Raw genomic sequence first — 17,571 nt, forward strand, 5'->3', positions numbered from 1 at the left:
CGGCGTTCCCCGCGCGGCGTGGCCTGCAGCGGGTCGACTACGCGCCCTCGTGCGCGCCCGGGGCCACCGGTGCCCGGTGACCGTGGCCCACTCTACCGGTGCCATCCTGAGCGGATGCCGGGCGGTACGCTGAGCGGATGACCACGGACGCCGAGCCGCACCGTCCCCACCGATATCACTGGGTCCTCACGCTGAGCTGCACCGACGGGCCGGGCATCGTCCACGCCGTGAGCGGCGCGATCGTCGCAGCCCGCGGCAACATCACGGAGAGCCAGCAGTTCGCCAGCCACGATACGGGCAGGTTCTTCATGCGCGTGCAGGTCGAGTCCCCCGCCGATCGCGGCGAGCTCGAGGCGGCCCTCGCCCCGGTCATCGAACGCTGGAGCATGGAACTGCACCTCGACGAGGTGGGCCGACCGCTCCGGACCCTCGTGCTCGCCTCGACCGCCGGGCACTGCGTCAACGACCTGCTGTTCCGGCAGCGTGCCGGTCAGCTCGCGGTCGACATCCCGCTCGTGCTCTCCAACCACGGAACGCTGCGCGACCTCGTCGACTTCTACGGGGTGCCGTTCGAGTCCGCGCCGGTGACCTCGCCCGAGACGAAGGCCGAGTTCGAGCGCCGCGTGCTCGAGGCCGTCGATGCGCACGACATCGAACTGGTCGTCCTCGCGAGGTACATGCAGATCCTCTCCCCCGAGCTGTGCGATGCGCTCGCGGGCCGCTGCATCAACATCCACCACTCGTTCCTCCCGGGGTTCAAGGGGGCGAACCCCTACCGGCAGGCGCACGGGCGCGGGGTCAAGCTCATCGGCGCCACGGCGCACTTCGTCACGAGCGACCTCGACGAGGGGCCGATCATCGAGCAGAACGTGGTCCGCGTCGATCACTCGCGCTCGGTCGCCGAGCTCGTCGCGATCGGACAGGACGAGGAGAGCCGCACGCTCTCGCAGGCCGTCAAGTGGTTCGCCGAGCGTCGGGTGCTGCTCGACGGCCAGCGCACGGTCATCTTCCGCTGAGCGCGGGCGCGGCCCGTCAGTCGCGGAACTCGCGACGGCCGTTGATCACGCCGCTCACGGCGGCGACGATCGCGAAGAGGACGGCGACGACGGGCTGGCCCATGATCCACCACGCGATCGCCGCGGTCGAGAACACGGCGATCTCGACGAGCGCCTTGACGAACGGGTCGACGTGGAAGACCGCCTTCGGCGAGCGGAACAGCCCCCACAGCAGGATCGCCAGGAGCGGCAGCCCGATGCCGAGCAGCACGCCCGGCAAGGGCAGGGGGAACGCCGCGAACCCGAAGATGCCGAGCGTCACGATCGCGAAGATCTCGAGCAGGAAGCGCAGCAGGTCGTTGGCGCCGACCTTCGGAGTGGGTTCGGGGGTGGCATCGTTCACGAGGTTCAAGCCTAACCGCGACGGCCGGGCCCCGACGCCGCGGCATCCATGAGGCGGATGCCGCGGCGCGACGGTGCGACGGTGATCCCGGTGTCAGCCGACCGGTGCCGCATCGCGTCCATCGGACGTCGCCGACCCGGCATCGACGCTCGCCCCGGCCGCAGCGAGCTCCTCGTCGGCGTGCGCCGCCTCGGCGTCGGACTCGGCGCCGCCGGCGGTGCGGAAGTGACCGACGAGCGAGAGCAGGATCCCGACCGCTGCCCACGTCGCGAGCACGAGCCACGGGAAGGCCATGGGCGCGTCGGGGAAGTAGCTCAGGTCGCGTAGGAGCGTCCCGGCGGCGCCCGGAGGCATCCACTGGCCGATCGCACCCCACGGCGTCGCCAGGAACTCGACGGGGACGGTCGCGGCCGAGATCGGGTTGCCGACGAGCACGAAGAGCACGGCGCCGACGGCGATGCCGGCCCGGCCGATGAGCGCGACGAGGCCCGTGATCGGGGCGGCGATCGCCGCGACCGCGAGTGCGATCGCGGAGGCGTTCAGCCAGTAGTCGCCCTGGAGCGCCCCGAACCAGCCCTGCAGGATGCCCGCGAGCACGAGCCCGCCTCCGACCGAGTAGGCGGCGACCGCGACGACGCGGCGCATGGCGCCGATCACCGTGAGCGAGATCGCGATGCCGCCGAGCATGCCGCCGAGCACGAGCGGGAACATCGCGGCGGCGAGACCCGTTCCGCGCGGGTCGGAGTCCGCCAGCGGCACGACATCGGTGACGGTCACGGTGGCCTGCGGGAGCTCGGGGAGGGATGGCGCCGCCGAGGCGTCGCCGGGCTGACCGGACGCCGCCGCCTGCATCGCCGCCTGCAGGGCGGACTGCACGACCTGCTGCAGCTGCGCCGGGAGCGCAGCCCGGACCTGCTCGTCGATACCGGTCTGGAGCTGCGCGGCGAGGCCGTTCAGCAGTTGCGCGACGGCAGGGCTCGCGGCGGTCGCCGTGAGCACCTCGGGTGCGTCGGTCGATGCGTCACCGAGGACGATCGCACCGTAGGCCTCGCGCTGTTCGATCGCGGCGACGGCGGCGTCGCGGTCGTCGTACCGCTCGAGCGCGACCGCGCCGTCGGCCTCGTCGGCGATGCGCTCCTCGACCTGCGAGACGGATGCATCGGGCCCGACGATGCCGACCGGGAGGTCCTTTGGCTCGGAGGTGACCGAGGGCCATGCGAAGGCGAGCAGGATGACGCCGACGACGAGCGAGAGGGCGGCGCCGATGCCGAGGGCGCGGCCGATCGGCGTCCGCTGGGTGGTGTGGGATGGCATGAGCGGCTCCTTCATAAAAAACGAATGCTCGTTCTTTATACTGGACCCGGGTCGTAGGATCGTCAAGCGACGGAAGGATGACCATGCCGAAGGTGAGCGAGGAGTACAAGACCGCACGGCGCGAGGAGATCCTCGACGTCGCCCTCCGCTGCTTCGCCGCGCGCGGGTACGCGAAGACCTCGATCGCCGACCTCGTCGCAGCGTCGGGCCTCTCGGCCGGGGCGATCTACGGCAACTTCCCCGACGGCAAGAAGGAGCTGTTCGCGGCAGCGGCCTCACGAGTGCTCGAGTCGCGACGCAACGAACTCGACGCACGCCGCCGCGGGGAGGGCCCGCTCGCACCTGGCCAGATCATCGCGACGCTGATCAGCGGGATCCGCACGGAGCCGTTCAGCGACGTCCTCCCCCAGCTCTGGGCGGAGGCGACCGTCGACCCCGAGATCCGCGAACTCGTGCGTGCCGTCTTCCTGCGGCTGCGCACGGCGATCGGCGCCCAGCTCGCCGAATGGGCGCGCACGCATCCCGACCGGGTCGAGGGCGACGCAGCGGCCTGGGCCGAGCGCGTCACCCCTGTCGTGCTCAGCGCGGCGCCGGGCTTCATCCTCCAGCGCGCGCTCCTCGACGACTTCGACGAGGAGGCGTACCTCGCCGCGCTCGGCGAGGGCCTCGCCCACTGAGGCTCAGATGCCCTGCCAGGCGGGCTTGTTGGCGAACACGTACCGGTAGTAGTCCGCGTGCTCCAGCTTCGCGGCCGCGCCCTCGTCGACGATCACCGTCGCGTGCGGGTGCAACTGCACCGCCGAGCCGGGCTGCGAAGCCGACACCGGCCCCTCGACCGCTGCGGCCACCGCGTCGGCCTTGCCCTCGCCGAACGCGAGCAGCACCAGGTGGCGAGCCTGCAGGATCGTGCCGATCCCCTGCGTGACGCAGTGCATCGGCACGTCGTCCGGGGAGTCGAAGAACCGCGCGTTGTCGGCGCGCGTCTGCTCGGTGAGCGTCTTCACGCGCGTGCGCGACGCGAGAGAGGAGCCCGGCTCGTTGAACCCGATGTGGCCGGTCCGGCCGATGCCGAGGATCTGCAGGTCGACGCCGCCGGCGGCCGTGATCGCGTCGTCGTACGCCTCGGCCGCGGTCCGGATCGTCTCCGGGTCGCCGTTGGGCACGTGCACGAGCGACGGGGTGAGTCCGAGCGGCTCGACGACCTCGCGCGTGATCACCTGCCGGTAGCTCTCCGGATGGCCGGCCGGAAGCCCGACGTACTCGTCGAGCGCGAACCCTCGCACCCGCGAGACATCCAGCCCGTCCTCGCCGATCCGACGCGCCAGGGCGCGATAGGTGGAGAGCGGCGTCGAGCCCGTCGCGAGGCCCAGCACGGTGTCCGGACGCCTCCGGATGAGCTCGAGCATCGCACCGGCGGCGAGCTCGCCGGCCTCGTCCTCGCTCCCGACGATCACGACCTCAGCCATGCGGGCGCCTCCAGTTCCTCACCGATCAGTGCGGCGCCGACGGCGGCCGCGGGGAATCCGCGCGGGATGATCTGGACCCGCCGGGGCAGGTCGAGCGAGGCCAGGAACGCGGAGTCCTCCGCCCACTCGGCGAGCACGCGTCGCGTCCCGTCGAGCAGGCGATCGCCGAGGCCGGCGAGGCCGCCGCCGATCACGATAGCGTCGATGTCGGTCGTGAGCGAAAGCAGCCGAACGGATGCCGCGACGCCCGTCAGGAACCGGTCCCGCACGGCGATCGCCTCGGCCTCGCCCGCATCCGCCCGATCGAACAGGTCGACCGCGGGGTACGGGTTCGCGCTCGGCCACATCGAGGCCAGTGCCGAACCCGACGCGAGCGTCTCGAGGCACCCGCGCTGGCCGCACGCGCACCGCGCGCCGGCCGGGTCGACCGGGATGTGCCCGATCTCGCCCGCGACCCCGCGCCCCCCGCGCAGCAGGCTGCCGCCGAGCACGATCCCCGCCGCGAGGCCCGTGCCGAAGTTCACGTAGGCCATCGCCTGCGGGCGGACGCCGCCGTCGGCTCCGAGCAGGTGGTGCGCACCGAGCGCCGCGGCGTTCACGTCGTTCTCGACGCGCACGCCGACGCCCAGGATGTCGGCGAGCCGCGCGCCCAGGTCCAGGCCCTCCAGCCCCAGGTTGACCGCGTGCGTCACGCGACCCGTCGAGCTGTCCACCGAGCCCGGGATGCCGATGCCGATCGACGAGAACGACGAGGTCTCGACGCCCGTGATCCGGGCCATGCGCTCGACGGTCTCGAGCGCGGTCGCGACCACCTGCTCGGCCCCGAACCCGGTCGGCATGCGCACCTGCTCTGAGAGGCCGCCGTCGGCGTGCACGGCGACCGCGGCGGTCTTGGTCCCGCCGATGTCGATACCGAGCCTCACGAGGTCACCGGTGCGGCATCCACAGCATCCTGGATGAGGTGCGCGAACGTCTCGGCGACGCCGCGGGAGGCGCCGAAGGTGGCGATGTCGGCGACGGCGAGATCCTCGCTCGGCCAGCCCATGTCGACCGTGACCACGTCCGCGCGCGCCGCGCGCAGACGGGCGATCGCGTCGACCGCGAAGTCGTGCCGGTGCAGGTCCTTGCCGATGAGCACCACCGGCCCGGCAAGCGTCGACGCATCGGGCAACGGCGACGAGGCGTCGACGACGACCTGCGTCGCGCCGGTCAGCCACGACGGAGCGGGACGCGCCGACTCCGGCGCCTCGATGAGGGCGCACGGGCCCCACGGAACCGGGCCGACCGCGATGTTCGCGACCGTCTCGATCCGGACGATGGTGCCGACCGACCCGGTGGAGGCGAGTCGATCGGCGGCGCCGTCCGCGACGTGGAACGACGCGGCGACGCGATCCGAGAGCCCGTCGGGCAGGGCGACGGAGAACCCGGAGGCGAGATCCGCGGCGGCGGCGGGCGCGGTCTCCGTCGCGAGCGCACGGACGCGAGCGGCGGCATCCGCCACCCGCTCGGCAGGCAGGCGACCGGCGGCGACGGCGTCGGCGATCGTCTGCACGACCTCCTCCATCTGCTCGCCGGTGTTGTTCGTGCCGATGCACAGCAGGTCGCAGCCGGCGGCGAGGGCGAGCACGGCAGCCTCGGGGATGCCGTGCACGCCGCTCGCCCCGGCCATGTCGAGGGCGTCGGACACGATGACGCCCTCGAACCCCAGCTCCCCGCGGAGCAGGCCTTGCAGAATGCGGGGCGACAGGGTTGCAGGGTGCTCCGCGTCGAGCTGCGGGAGCAGGATGTGCGAGGTCATGATCGACCGCGTGCCGGCCGCGATCGCGGCGCGGAACGGCGCGAGCTCGCGCTCGTGCAGGTCGGCGAGCGGAAGGTCGACGACCGGGAGCGCGAGGTGCGAGTCGGTCGCCGTGTCGCCGTGACCCGGGAAGTGCTTCGCGCTGGCGTCGACGCCGGCCGCCTGGACCCCCTCGACCCAGGCCGCGGTGTGCCGCGACACGAGCGCGGGTTCGGCACCGAAGCTGCGGACGCCGATCACCGGGTTCTTCGCGTTGGAGTTGATGTCCGCATCGGGTGCGAAGGTCATCGTGCAGCCGACCGCGGCGATCGCCTCGCCGACGGCGCGCCCGACCTCGCGGGTCAGCTCGAGGTCGTCGATCCGACCGAGGATCGCGTTGCCCGGGAACGGCGCACCGCGGTCGAAGAACAGCCGCGTGACGTCGCCGCCCTCCTCGTCGATCGCGATGACCGCGAGCGGGTTGGCCGCACGCAGGTCGGCCGTGAGCGCTGCGACCTGGGCGGGCGAGACGATGTTCGAGCCGAACAGGCACACGCCGCCGAGTCCCTCGCGGAGCATGCCGAGCACCCACTCCGGCGCGTCGGACTCGAAGAACCCGGGAAGCAGGGTCGTGAGGATGTCGCGGCGCAGGTCCTGGCCTGCGCCGCCGTGGATCTCGGTGCTCATCCCTTGACGGCTCCGCTCACGAGACCGCTCGTCATCCTGCCCTGCACGATGAGGAAGAAGACGATGACCGGGATGGCCATGAGCGTCGAGCCGGCCATGATGGCGGCCCAGTTCGTCGTGCCGTTGGCCACGAGGAACGTGCGCAGCCAGACCGGCAGCGTCATCATCTCGGGCCGTGCGTTCAGCACGAGCGCGATCACGAACTCGTTCCACGCCTGGATGAAGGCGAACACGCCGGTCGCGATGAGGCCCGGCGCCAGCAGCGGGAACGTCACCCGCCAGAACGCACCCGAGCGCGAGCACCCGTCGATCATCGCGGCTTCCTCGAGCTCCACGGGGACGCCGTTGACGAATCCGCGCAGGGTCCAGATCGTGAACGGCAGCACGGTGGCCACGTACACGATCGTGAGTCCGATGAGCGTGTTCAGCAGGTGCCATCCGTCGATGACGCGGAAGATCGAGATCATCATCGCCTCGCCCGGGATCATCTGGATCACGAGGATCGTGATGATGAAGGCGCGGCGGCTCTTGAACCGGAAGCGCGTGACCGCGATCGCCGCGAGGAACGCGAAGATCAGGGCGACCGCGACGGTCGTGAGGGTCACGATGAGCGAGTTCACCGCGGCCGGCGCGAACGGCGTGCGACCCGGATCGAACAGCACGGTCGCGTAGTTGCGCAGCGTGAAGTTGTCGGGCCAGAAGTGGATGTCGGACCCGCGGATCTCGTTGTTCGGCTGGAGCGACGTGTTCACCATCCAGTAGACGGGGAAGGTGAAGAAGGCGAAGAGCGCGATGGACAGCACGCTCCACAGGGCGGTCGAGATCCGCTTGCGGCTTCCACGACGCGACGTGGCGGCGCGCCCGGTGGCTCCGCGGGTGACGATGGCGGTGGTGGCGCTCACAGTCCCTCCTCCTTGATGACCTGGCGGACGTAGTAGAGCGAGACGGTCATGAGGATCAGCGCGGTGATCACGGCGATGGCACCGCCCGTTCCGAAGTCACCGCCCGCGATCGAGACCTGGTAGATGTACACGCCGAGCGTGTTCGTGAGGGCGCGGATGCCGCCGATGTCCTGGAGGGCGAAGATCTGCGTGAAGACCTTGAGGTCCCAGATGATCTGGAGGATCGTCGTGATCAGGAAGATCGGCTTGAGGTAGGGGAACGTGATCAGGCGGAAGCGGCTGAACGCGCCGGCGCCGTCGAGCTGGGCGGCCTCGAGCGCCTCCTCGGGGACCTGCGTGAGGCCCGCGTAGATCGTGAAGGCGACGAACGGGATCGCACCCCAGACGATGATCAGGCCCGCGACGAAGAAGAAGCTCAGCGGGTCGATGAGCCACGGGTGCTGGTTGAACTGCTCGAGTCCGAACGCGTTCACGAGCACGTGGTTGATGACGCCGTAGCTGCTGTCGAACATCCAGCCCCAGACGACGGTCGCCGACAGGGGCGGCATCGCCCAGGCCAGGAGGAGGCCGACGGTCAACAGGAGCCGGAAGCCCTTGGGCAGGCGCTGGAGCAGCAGCGAGATGAGCGTGCCGACCACCATGGTGACGATGACGCAGACCGCGGCGAAGACGACGCTTCGGATCAGCACCTCGTAGAAGGTGGGGTCGGTCATCACGGATGCGTAGTTCTGGAACCACACCCAGGACGGCGGTGCGCCGAAGACCTGGGCGCGCCCGAACTCCTGCATCGACATGATGAGCAGCTGGAGCACGGGCCAACCCGTGAGCGCCAGGAGCATGACCGACGCGGGGATGAGCAGGTAGTAGGGGGTGAGGCCGCCGGCGCGGCGGCTGAATCGCCGCTTGCGCGGCTGATCGGGCTGCGGCGCGACGATGCGCTCGCCTTCGACCGCGCTCACGGCCGGGGAGGGGCCGGATTCGGTGGTGGTCATGCTGGGGCTCCTGCGTCTGACGGCGAGGTACGGATGCCGCGGGCGGTGCCCGCTCATGGTTCCGGGCCGGCAGCGTGTGTGGGGCGCTGCCGGCCCGGGGCCTGGAGGGTGGTGCCGCCGCACTCTCAGTGTGCGCGCGGCGGCACCGCAGGGGAAGGGACTAGCCGTTGAGGATGTCCTCGATCTGCTGGTCGGCTGCCTCGGCGAGCTGCTTCACGTCGCCGCCCTGGGCGATGTTGACGAAGAGGTCCTGCAGGATGCCCGCAGCCTCGACGTCGGCCCACTTCGGCGAAGCCGGGGTCAGCTTGGCGTTGCCCGCTGCGGCCGAGATCGCCTGTGCGACCTCGTCGGTGCCGACGGTGTCGGCGAGCGAGAGCTTGGCCGGCACGAGGCCGTTCTGGCCGTAGATCGTCTGGTACTCGTCCGAGAGGATGATCTTCAGCGCGTCGATCGCGAGCTCCGGGTGCTTCGAGTTCGCCGAGACGGCGATGTTCGAGCCGCCGGCGAAGACCTGAGCAGCGCCGCCGTCCTTGCCGGGCAGGGCGTAGACGCCGAGGTTCTCCTCCTGGTCGGGGCAGCCGGGGGTCTCGGCGTCCTCGGGGGCGAGGATCGACCACTTGACCCAGCTCGGGGCGGCGAGCTGCAGCGAGGTGCCGTCGCAGAAGCCGACCTGCGGGTTCGACTCGTTCGCGTCCTTGGGCGCGAGCGATGCCTCGGTCATGACCTTCTGGACCTCGGCCAGACCCGCGAGCGACTCGTCGCTCGAGAGCTGCGCGTCCCAGCCTTCGCCGTCCGGAACCGCGACCTCGCCGCCGTTCTCCCAGATGTAGGGCAGGGCCGCGTACCAGTTCTGGCCGGGCCACCAGATGCCCGACTTGCCGGGGTTGTCGTCGGCGAGCTGGATCGCCTGGTCGACGTACTGGTCGAGCGTGGTCGGGATCTCGATGCCCGACGCGGCGAACGCGTCCTTCTTGTAGAACACGAGCGACGAGCCCGAGTACAGGGGGGCCGCGTAGAACTTGTCCTCGTACGAGCCGACCTCGACGAAGCCGGGCAGCAGGTCGTCGCCGCCGAGCTCCTCGTACTGCTCGGTCAGGTCGAGGAACGCACCGGCCGACGTGAACGCCGGGGCCTGGGTGTTGCCGACCTCGACGACGTCGGGGCTGTCCGAGCCGGAGAGGCTCGTGGTGAGGCGGTCGACCAGACCGTCCCACGCCTGCTCTTCGATGACCAGGGTGGAGCCGGGGTGCTGCTCCTCGAAGGTCTCCTTCAGCAGCTCGCGAGCCTCGTCCGGAGTGTCGGTGCCGACGAGCCACACGCGGATCTCCGCGTTCTCGTCGGAGGCGGCGTCGCCTCCGCTGGTGGCGCAACCGGCGAGGGTCAGCGCAGCAACGGCGCCGAGCGCCGCGATGCCGAGTTTCCTCATTGCGGGGTTCCTTTCGTAGGGAGAAGGTGGAAGCAGGGGCGCCGCCACCCATGGTGCGGGGTGTGGGGTCAGGAGACCCCGAGTTGTCCGGAGAGGACCATGACGGCGGCACCGCGCAGGACGATGTCCTGGCCGTGCGCAGTCATCCGGAGCCTCAGATCTCGGTGGTGTTCCGCCATCGTCCGGTTCCGGACCGTCTCGACGGCCGCCTCGAGCAGCGGTCCGTCAAGCAGTTCCGTCGGGCCGCTGAGCACGACCTCGGAGAGGTTCAGCGCACCGACGACGGGGGCGAGCACGATGCCGAGGCGTCGGCCTGCCTCCCGCAGGGTCTCTTCGCGAGCGGATGCCGCGGCATCCGTGCCGCCGAGCGACTCGAGCTCGGCGGTCAGCCTGGGCACGGCGAGCCATGCCTCGAGGCATCCGTCCTTGCCGCATGCGCAGCGCGGCCCGCCGTCGGTTCCGACGACGACGTGGCCGATCTCGCCCGCCGCGCTGCCGGCGCCGCGGACGGGGCGGCCGCCGACGATGAGCCCGGCGCCGACGCCGTGGCCGACCTTGACGAGCACGAGGTCGCCGGGGGCCCCCGCATGCTCGGCGAGGGCGGCGACGTCGGCGTCGTTCGCGACGTGGACGGGGAGGTGGAACGCGGACTGGAGCCGGCTCTGGAGGGGGAGGTCGACCCAGCCGAGGTTCGGCGCGGCGCGCACGATGCCGGTCGGCTCGACGATGCCGGGGGAACCGACTCCGATGCCGAGCACGTGCTCGGTGGTCAGCGCCAGCAGGCCGTCGAGCAACTCGGCGACGAGCTCGAACGCACGCTCGCCGGTCGCGCCGTCGAGGGCGACCTCGGCCCGGGCGATGACCCCGCCGTCGAGGTCGAGGACCGCGCCGCGGAACCGGGTGTGCTCGGAGAGGTCGAGGGCGACGACGTGGTGCCCGGCGCGGTCGACGTCGATGAGCGTGGCGGGCTTGCCCGGGCGGGCGTCTTCGCGCTGGCCGAGCTCGACGACCAGTCCGTCGCCGATCAGTTCGGCGACCAGGTCGGAGATCGTGACCCGCGTGAGCCCGGTCTCGCGGGCGACGTCGGCGCGGCTCTGGGGGCCGAGCGAGTAGAGCGTCTGGAGGACCAGCGCTCGGTTGTGGCTCCGGGCGTGCTCGGGAAGGACCTTGCCCGAGGTGCGGAGCGCGCGACCCGCGAACAGGGGGCCGGTGGACGGGCGGGCGCCGGTCGCGGTGACGACGGGGCCCGATGCGGAATCGCCGTTGCCGGGCGCGACCGCGCGGCTCTCGCCGTTCGCGGTGGGCGCCTGCGCCTGTGCTGCTTCCGTTGCCGTCACGTTTGTTAGTAAAGCTTACGAACAAACACCGCGCAACCCCCGCGACCACATTCGTTCATGTTCTTTACAAACTCGTGACCTTCGTCGCTCGCGAACCCTCCACCCCTCCCCGTCCCCCTCGTCCGAGGGGGACGGGCAGGGCGTAGAGGCGCGGCGGGCAGGGCGAGGGGAGGGACGCGCGGTGCGCCGAGCCGTCAGACGCGGGCGGGAGCGCGACCACGGATCGCCGCGGCATCCGCTCTCGAATCTCGTCGCCCGCCGATCGCCCGCAGCGCCGCGAGGATCGCCAGGAGATCCACGACCTCCTGCAGGAGCGCTCCGACGGTCGCCGGGATGTGGCCGAACGCCGCCACGACCATGAGCCCCACGCTCACCGCGATGCCGAGCCAGATCGACTGCAACGCGATGCGCACCGTGTCGCGCCCGATCTCGACGACCTTCGCGGTGCGCGAGACGTCGTCGACGAGGATCACCGCGCCGGCGGACTCGCTCGCGGCGGTCGCGCCTCGCGCACCCATCGCGATGCCCACGTCGGCCGCGGCGAGCACGGGTGCGTCGTTCACGCCGTCGCCGACCATGATCACCGGGCGCTCGGTGATCGCCCGGACCTCGCGCACCTTGTCGGCCGGCAGGCACTCGGCGCGCACGCGCTCGACGCCGAGCTCGGCGGCGACGTGGTCGGCCGTCTCCTGCGCGTCGCCGGTGAGGATCATCGTGTGCCGCACGCCGAGCGAGTGCAGGCGCTCGAGCGTCCCGGCCGCCTCGGGCCGGAGGCCGTCGCGGGCGAGCAGCGCCCCCGCGAACGCGCCGTCCACCGCGACGTAGATCGCGAGCTCGCCGGCGCCGATCGCCGTTCGCCGCGCGTCGGGCGCATGCTCGGCGACGTACGCGAACTTGCCCACGACGACGCTGCGCCCGGCAAGCTCGGCGACGACGCCGTTGGTCGCGACCTCGCGCGCCTCTGCGGCTTCCTCGAGGCGGATGCCGCGTCGCGCCGCCGCGTCGATGACGGATGCCGCGAGCACGTGCGACGAGTACTGCTCCGCGGATGCCACGAGGCCGAGCAGTTCGTCCTCGCCGAACCCGGGCTCGGCACGTACCGCGACGAGCTCGGGCGTCCCGCGGGTGAGCGTGCCGGTCTTGTCGAACACGGCGGTCCTCGCCCGGGCGAGTTGCTCGAGCACTCCCCCGCCCTTGACGATGACGCCGTTCCGGGCCGATCGGCTCATGCCCCCGATGAACGCGACGGGCGCGGCGATGAGCAGCGGGCAGGGCGTCGCGAGCACGAGCACCTCGGCGAATCGCACCGGGTCCCCCGAACTCCACCACGCGGCACCGGCGAGCAGGAGCGAGAAGACCGTGAACGGTACGGCGTACCGGTCGGCCAGTCGCACCACGGGGGCGCGACTCTCGGCGGCGCCGGCGACGAGCGCGACGATCTGCTGGTACTGGCTGTCGGCGGCGCGCGCGGTCGCGGTGATCTCGATCGCCGCGGATCCGTTGACCGAGCCGCTCAGCAGGTCGTCTCCGGGGTGCTTGTCGACGGGCACGCTCTCCCCCGTGATCGACGACTCGTCGACCGAAGCCTCGGCCGAGCGCAACCGCCCGTCGACCGGAACGATCTCACTCGGGCGCACGAGCAGCACGTCGCCGGGGCGCACCTCGTCGACGGGCACATCCACGAATCCCGCGCCGTCGACGCGATGCGCGTGCTGGGGTGCACGTTCGAGCAGGGCGTCGAGTTCGCGCTTCGCCCGACGTCCGGCGTAGTCCTCGAGGGCCTCGCCGCCGGTCAGCATGAGCACGACGATGAGGGCCGCGACGTACTCGCCGACGAGCACGGTCGCGATGATCGCGGTGACGGCCAGGACGTCGAGTCCCCAATGGCCGCGGAGCAGGTCGCGGATCATGCCGACGCCCTGCCAGGCGGCGACGGCGAGTGCGTAGCCGCTGAAGATCCAGGCGACGAGCCAGCCCGCACCGGCGAGCGCGAGCACGATGCCGAGGAGACCGACGGCGAGGGTGAGGGCGACGGCGGGGTACCGGCGAACCAGGCGGAGCATGCCACCCATCCTCGCCCACCCGCCCCGGCGAGTCCCACGTTCAAGGGGCGTTTCCGGGGTGGGGGCGGGCGTGCACGGCGAAGGGCCGGATGCACGTGGCATCCGGCCCTTCGACACCGTTCGAGCGCGGCGGCTCAGGCGCCCAGGCGCGCCTTCAGGTTCGCGTCGATCGAGTCGAGGAACTGCTCGGTCGTCTGGTACTCCTGCTCGGGACCGACCAGGAGCGCGAGGTCCTTGGTCATGGCGCCCGACTCGACCGTCTTGATGACGACGTCTTCCAGGGTGTGCGAGAAGTCGATCAGCTCCTGGTTGCCGTCGAGCTTGCCACGGTGCGCGAGGCCGCGCGTCCAGGCGAAGATCGAGGCGATCGGGTTGGTCGAGGTGGGCTTGCCCTGCTGGTGCTGGCGGTAGTGCCGCGTGACCGTGCCGTGCGCGGCCTCGGCCTCGACGATGCGCCCGTCGGGCGTGGTGAGCACCGAGGTCATGAGGCCGAGCGAGCCGAAGCCCTGCGCGACGGTGTCGGACTGCACGTCGCCGTCGTAGTTCTTGCAGGCCCAGACGTAGCCGCCCTCCCACTTGAGCGACGCCGCGACCATGTCGTCGATGAGGCGGTGCTCGTAGGTGATGCCCGCGGCCTCGAACTTCTCCTTGAACTCGGTGTCGAACACCTCCTGGAACAGGTCCTTGAAGCGGCCGTCGTAGGCCTTCAGGATCGTGTTCTTGGTCGAGAGGTAGACCGGGTAGTTCCGGGCGAGACCGTAGTTCAGCGACGCGCGCGCGAAGTCCCGGATGGACTCGTCGAGGTTGTACATGCCCATCGCGATGCCCGACCCGGGCGCCTGGAAGACCTCGAACTGCTGCGGCTCGGAGCCGTCCTGCGGGGTGAAGGTCATGGTGAGCGTGCCGGGGCCGTCGAACTTGAAGTCGGTGGCGCGGTACTGGTCGCCGAACGCGTGGCGGCCCACGATGATCGGCTTGTTCCAGCCCGGGACGAGCCGCGGGATGTTCGAGATGATGATCGGCTCGCGGAAGATGACGCCGCCGAGGATGTTGCGGATGGTGCCGTTGGGCGAGCGCCACATCTTCTTCAGGCCGAACTCCTCGACGCGCGCCTCGTCGGGCGTGATCGTCGCGCACTTGACGCCGACGCCGTGCTGCTTGATGGCGTTGGCGGCGTCGACCGTGATCTGGTCGTCGGTCTCGTCGCGCTTCTGGATGGAGAGGTCGTAGTACTCGAGGTTGAGGTCGAGGTACGGGTGGATGAGCTGGTCCTTGATGGCCTGCCAGATGATGCGGGTCATCTCGTCGCCGTCGAGTTCGACGACGGTGCCTTCGACCTTGATCTTCGACAAGGGGCGGTCTCCTTGGGATCTCGTGCGGATTGGGAAGCGAGGAAGTCTCGGGGGTGTCCGGACACGCCGTCGAACAGCCTACCCGTCGTCGCCTGATATCTCGACATCGAGAGATTCGGGATGCCTCGGCAGACGCTCGCCCCGCGGCATCCGTCGCTCGGGGGTACCTCCGGAACAGCGCATCCGATTAGGCTCTGGTGCATGGCTGATCTGCGACTGGAAGAACTGAACGCGACGAACATCGTCGCCGCGAACACGTTGTCGCTGAAGCCCGGGCAGGAGCAGTTCATCGCTCCCATCACGTACGCGGCCGAGGCCTCGGTCGTCAATCCCGCGACCGCCTGGCAGCGCGTCGCGCTGAACGACGACCGCGTGGTCGGCTTCATCCACGGCAATTTCGACCCCGAGAACGTCCACGAGGAGTTCCGGGCCTGCATCTGGCGCATCAACGTCGACGCCGAGGCGCAGGGCAAGGGCGTCGGCCGGTTCCTCGCGCACGCGCTGGCGGAAGAGGCCAAGCGTCGCGGCTTCGACCGCATCACCGTGCTGTGGGAGTCCGGCGAGGGCGGCCCGGGCGAGTTCTTCCACCGGATCGGGTTCAAGGACGTGGGCGAGACCCAGTACGGCGACATCATCGGTGCGCTCGAACTGGCCGGCTGAGCCGGACCGGCCGGACGGGCCGCACCGGCCGGACGGGCCGGCCGAGGCGGTGCGGATGCCGCGCGGCGGCGGGTTCGTCGACGCCGTGCTCGCCGTGGTGTCGGAGATCCCGCCGGGCAGGGCGACGACGTACGGCGACGTCGCGGCGATGCTCGGCTCGCGCGGCGCGCGCGCCGTCGGCGGCGTCATGGCGCGGTACGGGCACACCGTGGCGTGGTGGCGGGTGATCCGCGCGGACGGCAGGCCGCCGGCGGGGCACGCCGAGGCCGCGCTCGCGCACTACGACGCCGAGGGGACCCCGATCAGGCTCGTCGCCGAAGATACCGACGGCTACCGCGTCGACCTGGCCTCATGCCGGTGGCGCGGCTGAACCGGGCGTCTCGGCGCCTGCCGGCGTCGCGTCGACCTCGGCGCGCGGTTCCTCGAGGCCGGCCGGCATCCGGATCGTGACGGTGGTGCCCGCGCTGCGCGGGCTGTCGAGGGCGACCCGGCCGTCCACGGCCTCGACCCGGTCCACGATGCCGAGCATGCCCGTGCCGTGGTCGAGCGCGGCACCGCCCACGCCGTTGTCGCGGATCACGAGGACGAGTTCACCGTCGTCGACGTATGCGCGCACCCATGCCCGGCTCGCGCGCGAGTGCTTCGCGACGTTCGCGAGCGATTCGGCGACGGCGAAGTACGCGGTCGACTCGATGAGTTCGGGCAGTCGCCCCTCGGGTTGCACGGCGACCTCGACCGGCACCGGGCACCGGCCCGCGAGTTCGGGCAGCGCGAGCACGAGTCCGCCCTGCGAGAGCAGGCTGGGGTGGATGCCCTGGGCGAGTTCGCGCAGTTCCTTCAGGCCCGAGTTGAGGGTCGCGATGGCCGCGTCGAGGTCGGCGGCGATCGCCTCCTGGCCGGCCTCGCGGGCCCGGTTCGCGGTGAACCTGAGGTTCATGCCGAGCGAGACCAGCTGCTGCTGCGCGCCGTCGTGGAGGTCGCGCTCGAGGTGGCGGCGCGCCTCGTCGCCCGCCTCGACGATGCGCTGGCGGGACTGGCGGACCTGGTCGAGCGTGCGCTCGATCTCGGAGCGCAGCCTGCCGTTGTCGACCGAGAGCCTGAGCGCGCTGGAGACCCCGTCGAGCAGTCGCATGTTGTCGGTGAGCACGCGGTCGTGCCGGATGAGCGCGATGGGCTTGCCAGACGGCGAGGCGACCGGCAGGATGCTGTGCCCGCGACCGGCCTCGGTCGAGTCGATCGGGCGCCCCGCGGCGTCGACGTAGCGCCCGCGTTCCTCCTCCCACCAGTACACGCGGACGGAGTCGTCGCGGAGGGCGCGCGCGAGCGACTGCGCCCAGATCCCGCGATCGGCGCCCTCGCGCGTGATCCGCATGAGGTCGGCGACCCGGGAGCGCATGTTGCGCGCGTGCGAGATGCCCGCGACGAAGCACACGGGCACGGAGGCCATCGCCACGAGCGAGACGGTCTCGACGGCGAGGTTCGGGGTCATCCCGGTCGCGTACCGGATGGTCTGGGTCGAGAGGGTGATCACCCAGGCCAGCAGCGCGATCGGCATGAGGAATGCGACGGTCCGCGCGGGGACGCTGCCGCGGACCCAGCGCAGCAGCAGCCGGATGGCGATCGCGATGGCGAGGCCGACGCCGACGACCCGGTAGCCGATGTCGACGACGGCGAACACCAGCGGCGCCTCGGCGATGCGGTACGGGTTGGGCACGCAGTCGCAGGGAACCGAGTCGGGACCGGCGAGCGCGAGCACGGTGAAGAAGTTCACCACGGTCGCGGTGAGCGCCGTCCCGGCGATGATGCGGTCGAATCTGCTGCCGAGCCCGCCGCGCGGATAGACCAGCACGAGGATCCCGGCGACGACCGCCCAGCCGAGGTCGACGCCGCGCAGGATCGGCCACAGCCAGCCGAGCTGTTCGATGACCGGGTAGAACGCCTGCGGGATCCAGAACAGCACGAAGAGGATCATGAGCCGGGCGGGCACCCGGCCCGGTCCGAGCGCCCAGGCCACGCCCGCGCACGCGGCGAAGACGAGCGGAACCATGGCGTGCACCGTCGTCCAGGCCAGTTCGGGGCGGAGGTCGACCGGGGTCGCCAGGTAGCCGGAGACCTCCATGAACAGGCTCAGCGCGACGACGGTCGCGATGACCGCGCTGCGACGTGCGATCCGTCCGCGGCGGCCGGGGGCCATCAC

Annotated in this window: 16 protein-coding genes; 4 read left to right on the plus strand and 12 right to left on the minus strand. The window is 71.2% G+C overall.

Features of this window, described 5'->3' with window-relative positions; genetic code table 11:
- The first annotated feature begins 137 nt into the window (after positions 1-137).
- Positions 138-1,016, plus strand: coding sequence for a formyltetrahydrofolate deformylase (gene purU, locus DSM26151_RS11200; protein ID WP_234659625.1), 879 nt, complete (start codon positions 138-140; stop codon positions 1,014-1,016).
- Positions 1,017-1,032: 16 nt separating this feature from the next.
- On the opposite strand, the gene DSM26151_RS11205 is transcribed toward purU, so the two are convergent.
- Together DSM26151_RS11205 and DSM26151_RS11210 are read right to left on the minus strand one after the other, a co-directional pair.
- Complete coding sequence (locus tag DSM26151_RS11205; protein WP_234659626.1) at positions 1,033-1,398, minus strand: YrdB family protein; 366 nt, start codon at positions 1,396-1,398, stop codon at positions 1,033-1,035.
- A gap of 93 nt (positions 1,399-1,491) precedes the next feature.
- Positions 1,492-2,712, minus strand: a complete 1,221-nt coding sequence (locus tag DSM26151_RS11210; protein WP_234659627.1) for an ABC transporter permease — start codon at positions 2,710-2,712, stop codon at positions 1,492-1,494.
- Between the two features lie 83 nt (positions 2,713-2,795).
- Here DSM26151_RS11210 and DSM26151_RS11215 point away from each other — a divergent pair, with 83 nt between their 5' ends.
- Positions 2,796-3,389, plus strand: a complete 594-nt coding sequence (locus tag DSM26151_RS11215) for a TetR/AcrR family transcriptional regulator (RefSeq protein WP_234659628.1) — start codon at positions 2,796-2,798, stop codon at positions 3,387-3,389.
- 3 nt (positions 3,390-3,392) lie between these two features.
- Here DSM26151_RS11215 and nagB read toward each other — a convergent pair whose 3' ends face one another.
- The 9 genes from nagB to DSM26151_RS11260 form a co-directional block, all read right to left on the minus strand.
- Positions 3,393-4,178, minus strand: a complete 786-nt coding sequence (nagB, locus tag DSM26151_RS11220) for a glucosamine-6-phosphate deaminase (RefSeq protein ID WP_234659629.1) — start codon at positions 4,176-4,178, stop codon at positions 3,393-3,395.
- On the minus strand, positions 4,163-5,101 hold the full coding sequence (locus DSM26151_RS11225) for an ROK family protein (protein ID WP_234659630.1): 939 nt from the start codon (positions 5,099-5,101) through the stop codon (positions 4,163-4,165). The genes nagB and DSM26151_RS11225 overlap by 16 nt, the downstream gene beginning before the upstream one ends.
- On the minus strand, positions 5,098-6,642 hold the full coding sequence (locus tag DSM26151_RS11230; protein ID WP_234659631.1) for a glycoside hydrolase family 3 protein: 1,545 nt from the start codon (positions 6,640-6,642) through the stop codon (positions 5,098-5,100). The genes DSM26151_RS11225 and DSM26151_RS11230 overlap by 4 nt, the downstream gene beginning before the upstream one ends.
- A complete protein-coding gene (locus DSM26151_RS11235; RefSeq protein WP_407650968.1) occupies positions 6,639-7,544 on the minus strand; it encodes a carbohydrate ABC transporter permease in 906 nt (301 codons plus the stop codon). Before DSM26151_RS11235 ends, DSM26151_RS11230 begins: the two co-directional genes overlap by 4 nt.
- The gene (locus tag DSM26151_RS11240) at positions 7,541-8,536 is read right to left on the minus strand and encodes a carbohydrate ABC transporter permease (RefSeq protein WP_234659632.1); all 996 of its coding nucleotides are present in this window, start codon (positions 8,534-8,536) and stop codon (positions 7,541-7,543) included. Before DSM26151_RS11240 ends, DSM26151_RS11235 begins: the two co-directional genes overlap by 4 nt.
- Positions 8,537-8,696: 160 nt before the next feature.
- On the minus strand, positions 8,697-9,962 hold the full coding sequence (locus tag DSM26151_RS11245; protein WP_234659633.1) for an extracellular solute-binding protein: 1,266 nt from the start codon (positions 9,960-9,962) through the stop codon (positions 8,697-8,699).
- A gap of 68 nt (positions 9,963-10,030) precedes the next feature.
- A complete protein-coding gene (locus DSM26151_RS11250) occupies positions 10,031-11,164 on the minus strand; it encodes an ROK family transcriptional regulator (protein WP_234661880.1) in 1,134 nt (377 codons plus the stop codon).
- A gap of 329 nt (positions 11,165-11,493) precedes the next feature.
- On the minus strand, positions 11,494-13,371 hold the full coding sequence (locus tag DSM26151_RS11255; RefSeq protein WP_234659634.1) for a heavy metal translocating P-type ATPase: 1,878 nt from the start codon (positions 13,369-13,371) through the stop codon (positions 11,494-11,496).
- 125 nt (positions 13,372-13,496) lie between these two features.
- A complete protein-coding gene (locus tag DSM26151_RS11260) occupies positions 13,497-14,714 on the minus strand; it encodes an NADP-dependent isocitrate dehydrogenase (RefSeq protein WP_234659635.1) in 1,218 nt (405 codons plus the stop codon).
- Between the two features lie 201 nt (positions 14,715-14,915).
- Here DSM26151_RS11260 and DSM26151_RS11265 point away from each other — a divergent pair, with 201 nt between their 5' ends.
- The gene (locus tag DSM26151_RS11265) at positions 14,916-15,374 is read left to right on the plus strand and encodes a GNAT family N-acetyltransferase (protein WP_234659636.1); all 459 of its coding nucleotides are present in this window, start codon (positions 14,916-14,918) and stop codon (positions 15,372-15,374) included.
- 55 nt (positions 15,375-15,429) lie between these two features.
- On the plus strand, positions 15,430-15,744 hold the full coding sequence (locus DSM26151_RS11270; RefSeq protein ID WP_234659637.1) for an MGMT family protein: 315 nt from the start codon (positions 15,430-15,432) through the stop codon (positions 15,742-15,744).
- Here the strand turns inward: DSM26151_RS11270 and DSM26151_RS11275 are convergent.
- Positions 15,724-17,568 (minus strand): sensor histidine kinase, encoded by a 1,845-nt coding sequence (locus DSM26151_RS11275; protein ID WP_234661881.1) that lies wholly within the window; start codon positions 17,566-17,568, stop codon positions 15,724-15,726. The genes DSM26151_RS11270 and DSM26151_RS11275 overlap by 21 nt on opposite strands.
- Positions 17,569-17,571: the final 3 nt, after the last annotated feature.

This window comes from Agromyces marinus (assembly GCF_021442325.1).
Classification (GTDB): Bacteria; Actinomycetota; Actinomycetes; order Actinomycetales; family Microbacteriaceae; genus Agromyces; species Agromyces marinus.

Bases quoted from the DNA above. Each gene is read 5' to 3' on its own strand.
- purU (WP_234659625.1), top strand. From the start codon at position 138: ATGACCACGGACGCCGAGCCGCACCGTCCCCACCGATATCACTGGGTC.
- DSM26151_RS11210 (WP_234659627.1), bottom strand. From the start codon at position 2,712: ATGCCATCCCACACCACCCAGCGGACGCCGATCGGCCGCGCCCTCGGC.
- DSM26151_RS11215 (WP_234659628.1), top strand. From the start codon at position 2,796: ATGCCGAAGGTGAGCGAGGAGTACAAGACCGCACGGCGCGAGGAGATC.
- nagB (WP_234659629.1), bottom strand. From the start codon at position 4,178: ATGGCTGAGGTCGTGATCGTCGGGAGCGAGGACGAGGCCGGCGAGCTC.
- DSM26151_RS11230 (WP_234659631.1), bottom strand. From the start codon at position 6,642: ATGAGCACCGAGATCCACGGCGGCGCAGGCCAGGACCTGCGCCGCGAC.
- DSM26151_RS11240 (WP_234659632.1), bottom strand. From the start codon at position 8,536: ATGACCACCACCGAATCCGGCCCCTCCCCGGCCGTGAGCGCGGTCGAA.
- DSM26151_RS11245 (WP_234659633.1), bottom strand. From the start codon at position 9,962: ATGAGGAAACTCGGCATCGCGGCGCTCGGCGCCGTTGCTGCGCTGACC.
- DSM26151_RS11255 (WP_234659634.1), bottom strand. From the start codon at position 13,371: ATGGGTGGCATGCTCCGCCTGGTTCGCCGGTACCCCGCCGTCGCCCTC.
- DSM26151_RS11265 (WP_234659636.1), top strand. From the start codon at position 14,916: ATGGCTGATCTGCGACTGGAAGAACTGAACGCGACGAACATCGTCGCC.
- DSM26151_RS11270 (WP_234659637.1), top strand. From the start codon at position 15,430: ATGCCGCGCGGCGGCGGGTTCGTCGACGCCGTGCTCGCCGTGGTGTCG.
- DSM26151_RS11275 (WP_234661881.1), bottom strand. From the start codon at position 17,568: ATGGCCCCCGGCCGCCGCGGACGGATCGCACGTCGCAGCGCGGTCATC.